The following is a 13,287-nucleotide window of genomic DNA, read 5'->3' on the forward strand; positions in this document are numbered from 1 at the left end:
ACCCGGGGCTTTTTCGTTTATGGACCGATGCTTAGCTCCGCCGCGCTTGACAGCGTCTTCCCTTCCGGACTGGAGTTGGCCGCATGGCGAACCGCGATCGAAAGCGCGGGCGTCGCGAAGGTGGGGCGGGGGACGGGAATGGCACAGCCAGCGCGTTGGTTATGGGGGCTGGCGCCGCTGGCCTTGCTATGGGGCATCGCGAACCTCGCGCTCGACGACGCCATCCAGCGCGATGTCGCCCGCCGCGCGACCGCCGCCGTGACATCAGTCGCCGGCGACGCGCCAGGCGCGAAGCCTGTCTCGGCGCGGGCGTCCGGGCGCGACGTCTCGATCGGCGGCGAGGTCCTGTCCACGGATGGCGCAGGGCGCGCCCTGTCGAATCTGCGCGCCGAGTTCGGCGTTCGCAGAGTCTTGGGCGAACTGACCCGGGTCGTGGCGCAGAAGCCCTATGGCTGGTCCGCCAGCCGAAACGGCGATGTCGTGACGCTGGGCGGCTTCGTGCCGGACGAGGCGACGGCGATGGCCAACCTTGCGGCGGCGCGCGCGGCGATCCCGGGCTTGCGGGTGGAAGACAGGCAGTCGCTGGCCTTCGGCGCTCCGGCGGGTTTTGCCGAGATGACCTTATCGCTGCTGCGCAGCCTGCCGGACATCGCTTCCGGCAAGCTCGCGCTCGACGACGACAGGTTCTGCATCGAGGGCAGCGCGGCCACGCCCGATGCCTTCCTCAAGCTGCGGCAAGTGATGGCCAACCCCGGCGCGGGCGGCTTCCGCCCGGTCGATTGCGCCCTGACGCCGCCCGTCGTCGCGCCCTATCGCTGGAGCGCCGCGCGCGGGGCGGATAATGCGCTCACGATCGAGGGATACTACCCCTCCGAGGCCGTTCGCGACCAGATGCTGGCTCTGCTGCGCCGCGGCTTTCCCGACGCTCCGCGGCTCGACGACCTGACCAGGCCCGCGCGCGGCGAACCCGCCGCCTTCCTCACGCGGATGACGCGCGCGATCGGCGACCTGGCGCGGCTGCGCGGCGGCAAGGCCGAACTCGATGGCGATGCCTACCGGCTTGCCGGGCAGGGGCCCGAGAGCTTCGAGGCCTGCCAGGCGCTGAGACTGCTGATCGCTCAGACGGACGGTCCGGATTCGGTGGCGCAGGCGTCGATCCAGTGCCCTGACGCGCCGCCTGCGCCGCCTCCCGCGCCTTCGCCTGCGCCCGCTCCTGCTCCGGCGCAGTCCGTTTCGCCGCCGCCCGCGCCTGCTCCGGCCTCGCCGATCGCCGCCGAGCCGCCGACCGCCACGCCTGCCGAGCCGCCGGCCATCGCGGTGGTCGTGCCGCCGCAGCCGGAGATCGCGCCTCCGGTTTTCCAGCAGCCCCGTGACGTTGCCCTCCGCTGGAGCGCCGCGCTTGCCGAGGGCAGGCTGACGATCTCAGGTCTGGCCGTCGATCAGGCGGCACGGGACGCGCTGCTTTCGGTCGCGCGCACGCTCTTTCCCGACAGCCCGATCGACGATCGCCTCGCGCTCGAGCCGCGCCTGAAGGATACGCCGGACTACGGCGCGGCCACGAGATTCGCCCTCGACGTGCTGCGGCGGCTCAGGACCGGCTCGGTTTCCCTGGATGGCGGAGATCTCGCGCTGTCGGGTCAGGCCGGAAACCTCGACGAGTGGACGGCCTTGAGGGCGCTGCTGCGAGATGGGCTTCCCGCCGGCGTGTCGAGCCGCGCCGATCCGTCCGGGCTGGCGATCCGGCCCTATGGCCTGACGATCTCGGCGGACAGGTCGGGCGTCGGCCTGTCCGGCTATGTTCCGGATGCCGCGACGAAAGCCGCGCTTCTGGCGATGGTCGAGGCCTCGCCCTTGCGCGGCAAGGTGCTCGACGAAGCCATGACGGCGCCCGGCGCGCCAGCCGGCTTCGCGGAGGCGGCGCGCCTGGCGCTGACAAACCTGCTCCGGCTCGACCTGGGCTCCGCCGGGATCAGCGAGGCGGGCGTCACCCTGCGCGGCCTGACCTGCCGCGACCTGATCAAGAGCGAGGTCGAGACGGCGGCGGCGGCTGGCCTGCCGGCCGGTCTCAAGGTCGACGCGGCGATCGGCCTGCGCCAGACCGGCTGCGTGATCGACCCGCCCAACACCTGCCAGAACGATCTCGACGCTTTGACCAGGCGCAACACCGTGCTGTTCGCGCAGGGCACCACGGTGGTCAATCTCGATGCGACGACCGAGCGGGTGATCGGCGAGGCCTTCGCGATCCTGAAGCAGTGTCCCGGCTCGCGCATCACCATCGAAGGCCACGCCAATCAGGATGGCGACGGTCGCTTCGACAATCTCGATCTGTCGCGGCGCCGGGCGCTGCGCGTGCGCGACGAACTGGTCCGTCGCGGGCTCGATCCGGCGCAACTCACGGTGCAGGGTTTCGGCAGCCAGCGGCCGCTGAAGCCCCATGACGCGCCCGAGGCCCGGATGCTCAACCGCCGCGTCCAGTTCACCGTCGCGAAATAGGGGCGAAGCCATGCTCTACCTCGCTTCCCAGTTCGTCTGGTTCCTGCTCGCGGCCTTCGCGCTCGGCTTCGTCATGGGCTGGATCAGCCAGGACGGCGCGAAACTCGAGCTCTGGTCGCGCAAGCTGGCCTATGCCGCCTGCGTCTGGCTTCTCGCCGGCGCGGTCAGTTGGACGCAGGCCGTCAACGGCCTGCCGGCGCTCTGGCTGGAGAGCGCCTTGCTCTTCGCGGCCGTCTATTTCGTCGGCTGCGCGCTGGCGGGCGCCATGCGCGCCACGCTGCGGCCCAGGGCGCTGGCGCAGGCCGCGCCCGGTCTCGACGGCATGCCGACGCTGGACGGCGCGGCTCCTGCGTTTGCCGGACCGCGGCCGGATGCGGCGGAGCGCGCCGCCGTCATGGTCGCCACTGCGCGCGACGCTTCGGCTCAGGTCAAGCAGGCCAGGGAGACGATTGACCACGGCAAGGCGGTCGTCGCCGAGGTCAAACCCGCCGGCGAAACCATCAAGGGCCTGCTCGAGGTCGAGGGCGAAGAGGTCATTGCGGGAGAGCGGCCGACCGGCCTTGCCGCGGCCCGCGCTGAGACGCCCGACGATCTCAAGCTGATCAAGGGCATCGGCCGCCAGAACGAAGGCCGCCTGCATGAGCTCGGAATCTGGCATTTCGACCAGATCGCCGCCTGGACGCCGAAGAACAGCGAATGGGTCGGCGGCTACCTCGCCTTTCCGGGCCGGATCGAGCGCGAGGACTGGGTCGGCCAGGCCGGGGTGCTGGCCGGGGGCGAGGAGACCGGGCACGCCAGGCGCGCCGAGGCCGGCGAGGTCGCGACCTCGCGGGACGATGGCGCGCACGGGCAGGGCAATGTCGCCGCGCCGAAGGGCGGCGGGCTCGACGGCGACAAGCCCACGAACCTCATCGCCGCCGCGCGCGACGGCAAGCCCGACGACCTGGCGCTGCTCAACGGCGTCGGACCGGCCGTGGCGGCCGATCTCAACCGTCTCGGCATCTGGCATTTCGACCAGATCGCCACGTTGAAGGATGCCGAGATCCGCTATCTCTGCGCGTTTGCCGATGTGGCCGTGACGTCATCGCGGAGCTGGCGCGAGGATGCCGACATCCTGCGCCATGGCGGCGACACGGCCCATTCGCGCGGCGTCAGGGCCGGGCGCAAGTCGCAAGGCTGAACTGGATTAGAAGCCTGAGCGGACTCAGGCCGCTTTCTTCTCGGCGCGCGCGATCAGCTTGCCGATGCGCCTGACCATGTCCTTCGCGCCGAGCAGCGGCGCATGGCCCTGGCCCGGCGCGACGTAGGTCTCGCAGGCCGGGTGACGTTCGCCCATCTCGATCAGCGTCTTCTCCGAAAGAAGATCGGAGTTCGCGCCCCGGATCGCCAGCACGGGTACGGCGTTGAGCCCGGCGAAATAGGTCCAGAGCACCGGCAGCGGCGCCTCCAGGTCGAGTTCCTCCAGCACCCGCATCAGCTTCGGGTCGTAGTCGGGCACGAGTTTGCCGTCACGCTCGATCCAGGTCCGGCGCGCCATCATCTCCCACTCCGCCTCGCCGAAGAGCGGGAACTGCCGGTCCGAGAGACGCTTCAGGATTTCCGAGGCTTCGGTATAGCTGCGCGGCATGGGCAGCTTGCCGACATAGCCGCGGATCCGCAGCAGGCCGCGCGCATCGATCACCGGGCCGACGTCGTTGAGCACCGCGCCCCTGATCATGGCGGGACGCGCCGCGCCGAGCGCCATGGTCAAAAGCCCGCCGCGCGAGGTGCCGACGAAGATCGCCTCCTCGACGCCGGCGGCCGTCAGGACCTGCATCAGATCGTCGAGCTCGACGCGGATGTCGTAATTGCGCCAGTCCCTGTCGAAGCCGGAGCGGCCCCGCCCGCGATAGTCCAGCGCCAGCACCCGGCGCGGCTTCGCCTCGTCGGTGGACAACGCCAGCGCCAGCTCATGGAAATCGGCGGCCGTGCGGGCGAACCCCGGCAGGCAGACGACCGGGATCGCGTGCGAGGCGAGGGGGCCATAGTCGCGCGCATGCAGCTTCAGCCCGTCGCGGGCCGTGACGAAGAGCGAGGTGAAGCCGGTTTCGGGTGTCATGGGCTCTCCAGAGCGAGGGCCGGCACAGTTACTCCCGCTTGCCGCCGCGCTTCAAGTCGTGGTCGATCAGGAAGGCGGTGCGCTGGTTCAGCCGCTGGCGGTAGACCTGCAGGTTCTCCATCACCCGCTGCACATAGTTGCGGGTCTCGTAGAACGGAATCCGCTCGATCCAGTCGATCGCGTCGATCTCCGGCCGGCGCGGATCGCCATAGGCCTCGATCCATTTCTTCACATTGCCGGAGCCGGCGTTGTAGGCCGCGAAGGTGAGGACATAGGACCCGCGCCAGTCCTTGAGCAGGTCGTTGAGATGGGCCGCGCCCATCTGCGCCGAATAGCGGGCGTCCTGTCCCAGGCGGGGCCAGTCGAAGGGAAGGTTCGCGCGCCGCGCCGTCTCGCGCGCCGTCTCCGGCATCATCTGCATCAGCCCGCGCGCGCCGGCAGGGGAGATCGCGGTCGGGTCGAAGGCGCTTTCCTGCCGGGCGACGGCATGCACGACGGCGCGCTCCATCGGGTCGCCCAGCACCGGAAAATCCGGCACGCCATTGGTCGGAAACGCGGCCATGTCGAGCGGAAAGCCCCGCTGCAGCGCCTGCTTGCCGAGCGCGAGCTGGCCGCGCGCGTCGCCTTCCTTGGCCGCGATGGCCGCCACCGCCTCCAGCGCCGGCGTTGTGTGGAGCCGTTGGGCCAGATCCCCGAGCAGTGTCGCGGCAAGGTCGCGCGCGCCGATCCGGTAGAGCATGCGCACGCCCTGATATCCGGGCAGGGCCTCCAGCGAGGCCGAGGCCGCGCGCCGCAGGGGCAGGTCCGGCAGGCCGAGCCGGGCGCGGGCGAGCTGTCCGTAATAGGCGATCGGATACTCGGCGGCGCGGGCATAGGCCGCTTCGGCCTCGTCGGCCTGCCCGAGCGCATCATGCGCGCGGCCCTGCCAATAGGCGGCCCGCGAGACCGAAACCGGCGTCTCGGCATGGCGCGCCGCCTCGTTGAAATGCGTCAGCGCGGCAGCCGCGTCCTGCCGGAAACGCAGCGCGATGAAGCCGGCATGCCACTCGGCGTCGATCTTCGCGGCCGATCCCTCCGCGCCGTGACCGGCCACGACCTGATAGGCCTGTGCGGTTTCGCCGATGTCGAGCAGCTTGCGCGCGATCAGGCGCCGTTCGGTCCACCACTCGTCGCCATCGCCGAGCAGGGCCGGATCGCGCGGCACGGTCGCCATCGCCTTCGCGGCCTCGACCGGCTTGTCCTGCCGCCGCGCCTGCTGCGCCAGCAGGAAGGCATAGGAGATATCGCTCTTCATCGAGGCCGGCACGGCCGCGATCAGGGACGGCGCGATCGGGCGCTTGGCCAGGCCGCTGGCGATCCGCGCCTTTGCGAGCACGAGATAATCGGCCGAGACGCGGGCCGCGTTGCGCAAGGCCGGACCGGAATTGCCCTTGAAGATGTAGCGCTCGGCCCGCAGACGATGGTCGGCGCTCGTCAGCGCGTCGCCGAATTCGGCCAGCACGAGTTTTTCCAGCGCCTCGCCGAGATGATCCTGCCGCCAGACCTGCTGGACCAGCGCATTCGCTTCCGCGCTCTCGCCATCCGCCTTCAGCGCGCGCGCCAGCGCGACGCGGCCGGCCGGGCTGACCGGGCGCTGGCCATGGAAGAAGGCGCGGATCGCCGCCGTGCCCTTCTTCTCTGCGATCAGCGCCTCCTCGGCGCGGCGGCGAAACAGCGCCGTGGCCGGATAGTTCGGGTAGCTCTGCAGGAAGGCGTTCAGCCTTGCGAAGGGGATCGTGGTCGCGCCGGCGCGGATGGCGACCCATTCGAGAAGGGCGCGGATGGCGCGGTCCTCCACCGTCGCCGCGATCACGTCGCCTTCGCTGAGCGCGCCGCGCCGATAGGCGGCGACGGCGGTCCTGACGCGCTCGGGATCGACCGTGTCGGCGATGCGCAGGCCGTCGCCCGGAAGGGCGGCGGTCGTCTCGACGTCGATCAGGTCGGGGCGGGGCTGCTGGGCGCGGTGCTCGCCGTCGTCGCCGGCCATGGCGACGCCTGCCGCGAGCGGCATCGCGAAGGCTATGCAGGCCATAAGCCTGGCGGCGGGCAGGACCATGGCGGGCTCCACGGAGGGTGCAAAGCCCGATGGTCCGGCATGCGCGTTGACGAATCCTTAACCATGCGGCCGCGGATTTTGATGGATTGCCGGCTTTGCCTTGGACGGCCAAAGGTTTATGTCTGTCGCCCGTTTCAAGATTCCGCGCCCGGGGCCGCCGCTCATGACCAAGCTCACCGCCTTCACCGGCTCGATGCCCGCGCTGGTGACGCCTTTCAAGGGCGGCAAGATCGACGAGCCCGCCCTGCGCGCCTTGGTCGACTGGCAGATCGAAAGCGGCAGCCGGGGCCTCGTGCCGGTCGGCACCACCGGCGAAAGCCCGACGCTCTCCCATGACGAGCACAAGCGCGTCACCGAGATCGTGATCGACCAGAACAGGGGCCGCGTGCCGGTGATCGCGGGCGCGGGCTCGAACGACACGACGCATGCGGTCGAGTTCGCCCAGCATGCCGAGAAGGCCGGCGCCGATGCGGTGCTGGTGGTGACGCCCTACTACAACAAGCCGACGCAAGAAGGCATGTACCGGCACTTCAAGGCGGTGAACGACGCGATCGATATCCCGATCATCATCTACAACATCCCGCCGCGCTCGGTCGTCGACATGTCGGTCGAGACCATGGCGAGGCTCTACGAGCTCAAGAACATCGCGGGCGTGAAGGACGCGACCGCCAATCTCGCCCGCGTCTCGCAGCAGCGCCACGCGCTCGGCGCCGATTTCATCCAGCTCTCCGGCGAGGACATGACGGCGCTGGCCTATATGGCGGCCGGAGGCCATGGCTGCATCTCGGTCGTCGCCAATGTCGCGCCCCGGCTTTGCGCCGACCTCATGAGCCATGTCGCCAAAGGCGACTATGCCGGCGCGCTCAAGGTGCAGGACCGGCTGACGCCGCTGCATGACGCGATCTTCAAGGAGCCGGGGCTTTGCGGCGCCAAGCACGGGCTGACGCTGCTCGGCCGCTGCGAGGAGGAGATCCGCCTGCCGCTGCTGCCTGTGACCGCGCCGACGGGCAAGGTCATTCGCGACGCGATGGTGTTCGCCGGGCTCTTGAATGCTTAAGTGAGGTCAGTCGCTCGTCCGGTCCCCCGGCGGGCGTCGGGGAGACATCGATGTACGAGCCGAGCCATTTCAAGGTCGAGGATCGCGCCGCCCTGCATGAGGTGATGCGCGCCCATCCGCTCGCGACGCTGGTGACGGTGGGCGAGGGCGGCCTGATCGCCAACCCCGTGCCCTTCGTGCTGCATGCCGAGGAAGGCGAGCAGGGCATCCTGCGCGCCCATCTCGCCCGCCCGAACCCGCAATGGAGGGCGATCGCCGCCGGGGCCGAGACGCTGGTGATCTTCCAGGGCGTCGAGCGCTATGTCACGCCGGCCTGGTACGCCTCCAAGCGGGAGCACGGCAAGGTCGTTCCGACCTGGAACTACGTCACCGTCCAGGCGCGCGGGCGGGCGAGCGCGATCCACGACGGCGCCTGGCTGCATGCCCATCTCGAGGCGCTGACCGCGCAGCAGGAGCGCCCGCGCGAAGAGCCCTGGGCCGTCACCGACGCGCCCGAGAGCTTCATCGACGCGCTGTCGCGCGGCATCGTCGGCATCGAGATCGCGATCGCCTCGCTCGCCGGCAAGTTCAAGCTCGGCCAGAACCGGCCGGACGCCGACAAGAACAGCCTTCTCAACGGCTTGAGCGCCGATCCTGAATCGGAATCGCAGGCGATGGCCTCGCTGGTCAAGGCGCATGCGCTGGGCGAGAGGCCATGAGCAAGCCCGATCCCGAGCGCTACAGGCTCGCCGCCGACAACCGGAAGGCCCGCTACAATTACGAGATCACCGAGACGCTCGAAGCCGGCATCGCCCTGCAGGGCACCGAGATCAAGTCGCTGCGCGGCGGCAAGGCGACGATCGGCGAGAGCTATGCCGGGCCGATGGGGGCCGAGCTCTTCCTGTTCAACGCCCATATCCCGGAATATCTCGAGGCCAACCGCTTCAACCACGACGTCAAGCGACCGCGAAAGCTGCTGCTGCACCGTCGCCAGATCAACAAGCTGATGGGCGCGATCCAGCGCGACGGCTATACGGTGATCCCGCTCAAGGTCTATTTCAACGAGAAGGGCCGCGCCAAGGTCGAGCTCGGCCTCGGCCGCGGCAAGAAGCTGCACGACAAGCGCGAGACCGAGAAGACCCGCGACTGGAACCGCGACAAGGCCAGGATCATGAAGACGGGCGGGTGACGGTTTTTTCTTCTTCCCCGAGGGAAGAAGGGGCGCGGCGGCTAACCCACCGCCTTCCTGAAGTTCGCGTTCGCCTTGTCCCAGTTCACGACCTTCCACCAGGAGGCCAGATAGTCAGCCCGGCGGTTCTGGTGCTTCAGGTAGTAGGCGTGCTCCCAGACATCGACGCCGATCACCGCCTGCGCGCCGAGTTCGAGCGGCGTGTCCTGATAGGGCGTCGCGACGATGGCGAGCTTCTTGTCCTTGTCGACGACGAGCCAGGCCCAGCCCGAGCCGAAGCGGGTCATCGCCGCCGCGTTCAGCTTGGTGACGAGATCGACGGTCGAGCCGAGCGAGCCCTCGATCGCGCTCCTCAGCTCCGACGAAGGCTGGACCGCGCCGCCCGGCGTCATCAGGTCCCAGAAGAACGAGTGGTTCCAGTGGCCGCCGAGATTGTTGCGCACGGCGGCGCGCTGCGCCTCCGGAACGGCGTTGAGATCGGCCAGGACCGTCTCGATCGGTGTCGTCTTCAGCCCGTCCCATTGCCCGGCGAGCGTGTTGAGGTTGCCGATGAAGGCGTTGTGATGCGCCGAATGGTGGATCCGCATCGTCGCGGTGTCGATGTTAGGCTCCAGCGCCTCATAGGCATAGCCGAGCGAAGGCAGCGTGAAGGTCGGCGGGGGCGGCGGCGCGGCGGGCGCCGGCGCGGCCTGGCCGAATACCAGTGAAGGACGGGCGAGCGCGGCGGCTCCGAGCGCGAGTCCGCTGATCACATGACGGCGATGCAAGATGATTCCCCCCCCGAGTCGAGTCTGGAGGAAGAGAGTGGTCGGACTGGCCTTTCGGTCAAGCCGGGCTTTGGTCGCGCCGGTCAGCCCTCGACGGGCTCGTCGCCCTGGCGGATGCCGTAGCGCCGCTCCAGCCCCGGATTGGCCGGCGTCACGGGAGCGCCGGCCGCGCCGGCTCGGGCATGGCGCTCGGCCGGGTCGCGGCCGATCTTCTGCATCAGATGGGCGAGGTCGAGGAAATCGTCGCATTGCCGGCGCAGGTCGTCGGCGACCATCGGCGGGTTGGTGGTGATGGTCGAGACCACCGAGACCTTGACGCCCTTGCGCTGCACCGCCTCGACCAGCGGGCGGAAGTCGCCATCGCCCGAGAACAGGTAGATCTGGTCGAGATGCGGGGCGAGTTCGAGCATCTCGATCGCCAGCTCGATGTCCATGTTGCCCTTCACCCGCCGCCGTCCGGTGGCGTCGGTGAACTCCTTGGCCGCCTTGGTGATGACGCGGTAGCCGTTGTAGTCGAGCCAGTCGACCAGCGGCCGGATCGAGGAATACTCCTCGCTCTCGATCAGCGTGGTGAAATAGAACGCCCGAATAAGGTTGCCGCGACCCTGGAACTCCTTCAGCAGCCGGCGATAATCCATGTCGAAGCCGAGCTGCTTCGAGGTGGCGTAAAGATTGGCCCCGTCGATGAAAAGCGCGATGCGCGGTTCGGCCGCCATGGCAATACTCCGTCTTCAAATAGGCTGTTGAAATCGCAGAATCGAAAAAGATGACGGTTTTAACAATGTCGAATGACGGCGCTTTTGCCACCAACTCAAGGTTTGCCCGTGGCATTGCGCCGCAAGACCGGCATGGTCGCGCGGATTTGATCAGGCCGAAAGCCCACGGCTTCCCGGCTTGATCGCCGGGATCGCCGCCAGCTCCGGCGGCAGGGCGTCGGGCGCGTAGTCCGGCACGTCGAGGCTCATCAGCGACACCAACCTGACGCCGATGTCGACGCGGCCGGCCGAGCGGTCGACGAGGCAGGCCGCGCCGAGCAGCGTGCCTGGCTCGTCGGCGATCGAGGCCAGGCACTCGCGCGAGGACAGGCCGGTGGTGACGATGTCCTCGACCATGACGACGCGGGCGCCCTTGGGGATCGTGAAGCCGCGGCGCAGACGGAACCGGCCGTCCTCGCGCTCGACGAAGATCGCCTTGGCCTTCAGATGGCGCGCTGTCTCGTAGCCCGGCACGATGCCGCCGACCGCCGGCGAGACGACGTAGTCGATCGGGCCGAAGGCCGCCTCGATCTTGGCGGCCAGCGCCTTGCAGACGCGCTCGGTCCTGACCGGATCCTGGAAGATGAACATCTTCTGGAGAAAAACCGGGCTGCGCCGGCCCGAGGACAGGATGAAGTGCCCTTCGAGCAGCGCGCCGGCGTCGCGGAACTCGGCCAGAACCTCGTCGTCGGTCATCGTCGAAACCATCGCTGAGTGAAACCCGCCGCGTCTTTGCGACTCTCGGGCCCGCTTTTCAAGCGCGCCTTGCGAGGCTGCTGTGGGCGGAGGTCGATGGACTAGCGGCAGATCGTGGCGAGGGGGCCGGGCGCGAGCGGGACAGTGCGGCCGTCCTCGATGACGAGGACCGCGTCTGGCGCGCCCTTCGCGCAGTCGAATTCGGCGGGCAGGATGATCGCGAAGCCGAAGCGCCGCGACTCGAGATCGGGTCGGCCGAGTTCCCTGGCGGTGGCCACGCGCATCCGCCGCATCCGGTCGATGGCGACGAGCTCGCCATTCTGCCGGACCGCGATATGCGTCGCCAGCTCCGGCTTGTCGAGGTCGACGCCATAACCGCGCACGTTCCAGCGCTTGTCGTCGAGACGCGAGACCGAATCGATCCCGGCCCGCACGCCGGCGGCGGCGGTCGCGGTTGCGGGCGAGGCGAGGATGCGCCGCGCCCGCGCCTCCTCGGCACGGTCCGAGCGAACCTCCCATTCAGCGTATACGCCGGTCGCGACGAAGGCCGCGATGAAGCCGAGAGCGCTGGCCCGGATGCGCCGGCGGGGCGCCATGTCGATGGCGCGCTTCAGCCAACGGTGCAGGCCGAGGTCGACCGGGCCGAGGAGAAGCGAGAGGCCGAGCGCCGCCCCGACCATCGCGACCCAGACCAGCGGCGGGGGCAGCCGGTCCGGCAGCGCCATCTCGACCAGCAGGAACACCGGGACATGGCAGAGATAGAGCACGTAGCTCGCATCGCCGAAACGTGCGCCGAGCCGCCCCGGCCAATGCGATGCCGGCCGCGACGGCGCGCGGATCGCGGCGGCGACGAGCAGGCTCGCCGAGAGGCCGGCGAACAGGCGCAGATAGGCGTCCGGCAGCAGCGCGATCGGCAGCGCGACGAGCCCGGCCGCGATGGCCAGACCGGGCGGCAGCCAGCCCCGGCGATGCGCGCCGGCGCTGAGAAAGCCGAGCAGGAAGGGCAGGTTGATCATGCTGAGCGGCAGTTCGCTCAGCACCGGCAGGAGATTGTCGACGCGGCCCGGTCCCCAGAACCATGAGACGACGAGCAGTGCGAGCCAGCCGAGGACGAAGAGCGTCGCATGCCGCGCCAGACCCATGAAGGCGAGCGCCGCCAGGGCGACGTAGTAGCTCATCTCGTAGAGCAGGGTCCATTCGACGGCGAGGAAGTATCCGCGCGGTCCCGCCGGCACCAGCGAAAGCGACAGCGCGTTCAGCGCCCGCGGCTGGCCCGCGAGCAGGAAGACGAGCGCGAACAGCCCGGTCAGAAGCAGGAGCGGCGGATAGATCCGCGCCAGCCGGCTCATCAGGAAGCGTCCCGGTTCGTCGCGCGCGATCAGGTCGGCCATCAGATAGCCCGACAGCGCGAAAAACACCGCGACGCCATAGCCGCCGAAGAAGCCGCCGAAGACCTCGAGGAAGCGACCGTCGCCGCGCAGCGCCTTGAGATAATGCGAGCCGTGGTAGAGCACGACCGAGATCGCCGCGAACGCCCGCAGATATTGCAGGCGGACATTGCGCTGGCCGGCCGCCGCGGGCGCGACCGCCGTGGCGAGGTCTTCACCCGCAAGCGCCAGATCGAGACCGCCTTTGCCCGCGACCTGGCTCATCCCCGATCGCTCCCGGCGCGCGCGCCGGTCGTCTTCGTGGCGGACCGCCAGCCCGCCGGGACGGCGCGCCCGGTTCGGCGGGAGGCGGACTGGCCGGTCATCGCTCAGGCTCTCGTGCGAAGCGTCCGACGCCGCATGCTTCTGTTCGGTGTCGGATTGTTTCTGTCCGTGACAGCTACCCGGAGAGGGGCCACGCTGACAAGTCGTGAGCGGTTCGAGCCGCCGGCAGTCCGGTCTGGGCATATTGCGCGAGGCCGGCGTCGCCTGGCGCGAGGCCTTCATCGGCGGCGGCATGGCGGCGGTTCTGGCGGCCGTGCAGGGCGGACTCGGCGTCTCGCCGCTGGCGACGCGGATCGCGCCTCCGGGCGCGGTCGATGTCGCCTCCGAATGGGGTCTGCCGTCGTTGGGGCAGTCGGACGTCGTTCTGCGCGGCAACGTCTCGACGCCGCGCGGCAACGCTCTCGTGCGGGAGCTGGCGGCGGCGTTCAGGGCGGGGTGGTGAGCCC

12 protein-coding genes are annotated in these 13,287 nt (G+C 69.5%); 6 read left to right on the forward strand and 6 right to left on the reverse strand.

The annotated features are described in order from the left end of the window. Positions 1-138: 138 nt before the first annotated feature. Complete coding sequence (locus AC1RRW_RS09290) at positions 139-2,493, forward strand: OmpA family protein (RefSeq protein ID WP_492900425.1); 2,355 nt, start codon at positions 139-141, stop codon at positions 2,491-2,493. A 10-nt stretch (positions 2,494-2,503) separates the two neighbouring features. After that, positions 2,504-3,673 (forward strand): helix-hairpin-helix domain-containing protein, encoded by a 1,170-nt coding sequence (locus AC1RRW_RS09295; protein WP_492900426.1) that lies wholly within the window; start codon positions 2,504-2,506, stop codon positions 3,671-3,673. Between the two features lie 24 nt (positions 3,674-3,697). Here the strand turns inward: AC1RRW_RS09295 and AC1RRW_RS09300 are convergent, their stop codons facing one another. After that, positions 3,698-4,591, reverse strand: a complete 894-nt coding sequence (locus tag AC1RRW_RS09300) for an alpha/beta fold hydrolase (RefSeq protein ID WP_492900427.1) — start codon at positions 4,589-4,591, stop codon at positions 3,698-3,700. Between the two features lie 28 nt (positions 4,592-4,619). Continuing rightward, positions 4,620-6,686, reverse strand: coding sequence for a lytic transglycosylase domain-containing protein (locus tag AC1RRW_RS09305; protein WP_492900428.1), 2,067 nt, complete (start codon positions 6,684-6,686; stop codon positions 4,620-4,622). Between the two features lie 163 nt (positions 6,687-6,849). Here AC1RRW_RS09305 and dapA point away from each other — a divergent pair, with 163 nt between their 5' ends. Genes dapA through smpB form a run of 3 tightly spaced genes read left to right on the forward strand, consistent with a single transcriptional unit; the run spans position 6,850 to position 8,911 of the window. Continuing rightward, a complete protein-coding gene (dapA, locus tag AC1RRW_RS09310; protein ID WP_492900429.1) occupies positions 6,850-7,743 on the forward strand; it encodes a 4-hydroxy-tetrahydrodipicolinate synthase in 894 nt (297 codons plus the stop codon). Positions 7,744-7,793: 50 nt separating this feature from the next. Continuing rightward, positions 7,794-8,441, forward strand: coding sequence for an FMN-binding negative transcriptional regulator (locus tag AC1RRW_RS09315; RefSeq protein WP_492900430.1), 648 nt, complete (start codon positions 7,794-7,796; stop codon positions 8,439-8,441). Next, a complete protein-coding gene (gene smpB / locus AC1RRW_RS09320; RefSeq protein ID WP_492900431.1) occupies positions 8,438-8,911 on the forward strand; it encodes an SsrA-binding protein SmpB in 474 nt (157 codons plus the stop codon). Before AC1RRW_RS09315 ends, smpB begins: the two co-directional genes overlap by 4 nt. 41 nt (positions 8,912-8,952) lie before the next feature. Here smpB and AC1RRW_RS09325 read toward each other — a convergent pair whose 3' ends face one another. The 4 genes from AC1RRW_RS09325 to AC1RRW_RS09340 form a co-directional block, all read right to left on the reverse strand. Then, on the reverse strand, positions 8,953-9,678 hold the full coding sequence (locus AC1RRW_RS09325; protein WP_492900432.1) for a superoxide dismutase: 726 nt from the start codon (positions 9,676-9,678) through the stop codon (positions 8,953-8,955). 83 nt (positions 9,679-9,761) lie between these two features. Beyond that, positions 9,762-10,394 carry a LabA-like NYN domain-containing protein gene (locus AC1RRW_RS09330; RefSeq protein WP_492900433.1) on the reverse strand — a complete coding sequence of 211 codons (633 nt, stop codon included), beginning with the start codon at positions 10,392-10,394 and terminating at the stop codon, positions 9,762-9,764. A gap of 150 nt (positions 10,395-10,544) precedes the next feature. After that, complete coding sequence (gene pyrE / locus AC1RRW_RS09335) at positions 10,545-11,129, reverse strand: orotate phosphoribosyltransferase (protein ID WP_492900435.1); 585 nt, start codon at positions 11,127-11,129, stop codon at positions 10,545-10,547. A gap of 101 nt (positions 11,130-11,230) precedes the next feature. Further along, positions 11,231-12,781, reverse strand: a complete 1,551-nt coding sequence (locus tag AC1RRW_RS09340) for an acyltransferase family protein (protein ID WP_492900436.1) — start codon at positions 12,779-12,781, stop codon at positions 11,231-11,233. A gap of 205 nt (positions 12,782-12,986) precedes the next feature. Here AC1RRW_RS09340 and AC1RRW_RS09345 point away from each other — a divergent pair, with 205 nt between their 5' ends. Continuing rightward, complete coding sequence (locus AC1RRW_RS09345; RefSeq protein WP_492900437.1) at positions 12,987-13,283, forward strand: type 2 periplasmic-binding domain-containing protein; 297 nt, start codon at positions 12,987-12,989, stop codon at positions 13,281-13,283. Positions 13,284-13,287 lie beyond the last annotated feature (4 nt).

This window comes from Allobosea sp. GW821-FHT12C12 (assembly GCF_058807355.1).

Coding starts and splice junctions, on each gene's coding strand:
- AC1RRW_RS09290 (WP_492900425.1), top strand. CDS start 139: ATGGCACAGCCAGCGCGTTGGTTATGGGGGCTGGCGCCGCTGGCCTTG.
- AC1RRW_RS09295 (WP_492900426.1), top strand. CDS start 2,504: ATGCTCTACCTCGCTTCCCAGTTCGTCTGGTTCCTGCTCGCGGCCTTC.
- AC1RRW_RS09300 (WP_492900427.1), bottom strand. CDS start 4,591: ATGACACCCGAAACCGGCTTCACCTCGCTCTTCGTCACGGCCCGCGAC.
- AC1RRW_RS09305 (WP_492900428.1), bottom strand. CDS start 6,686: ATGGTCCTGCCCGCCGCCAGGCTTATGGCCTGCATAGCCTTCGCGATG.
- dapA (WP_492900429.1), top strand. CDS start 6,850: ATGACCAAGCTCACCGCCTTCACCGGCTCGATGCCCGCGCTGGTGACG.
- AC1RRW_RS09315 (WP_492900430.1), top strand. CDS start 7,794: ATGTACGAGCCGAGCCATTTCAAGGTCGAGGATCGCGCCGCCCTGCAT.
- smpB (WP_492900431.1), top strand. CDS start 8,438: ATGAGCAAGCCCGATCCCGAGCGCTACAGGCTCGCCGCCGACAACCGG.
- AC1RRW_RS09330 (WP_492900433.1), bottom strand. CDS start 10,394: ATGGCGGCCGAACCGCGCATCGCGCTTTTCATCGACGGGGCCAATCTT.
- pyrE (WP_492900435.1), bottom strand. CDS start 11,129: ATGACCGACGACGAGGTTCTGGCCGAGTTCCGCGACGCCGGCGCGCTG.
- AC1RRW_RS09340 (WP_492900436.1), bottom strand. CDS start 12,781: ATGAGCCAGGTCGCGGGCAAAGGCGGTCTCGATCTGGCGCTTGCGGGT.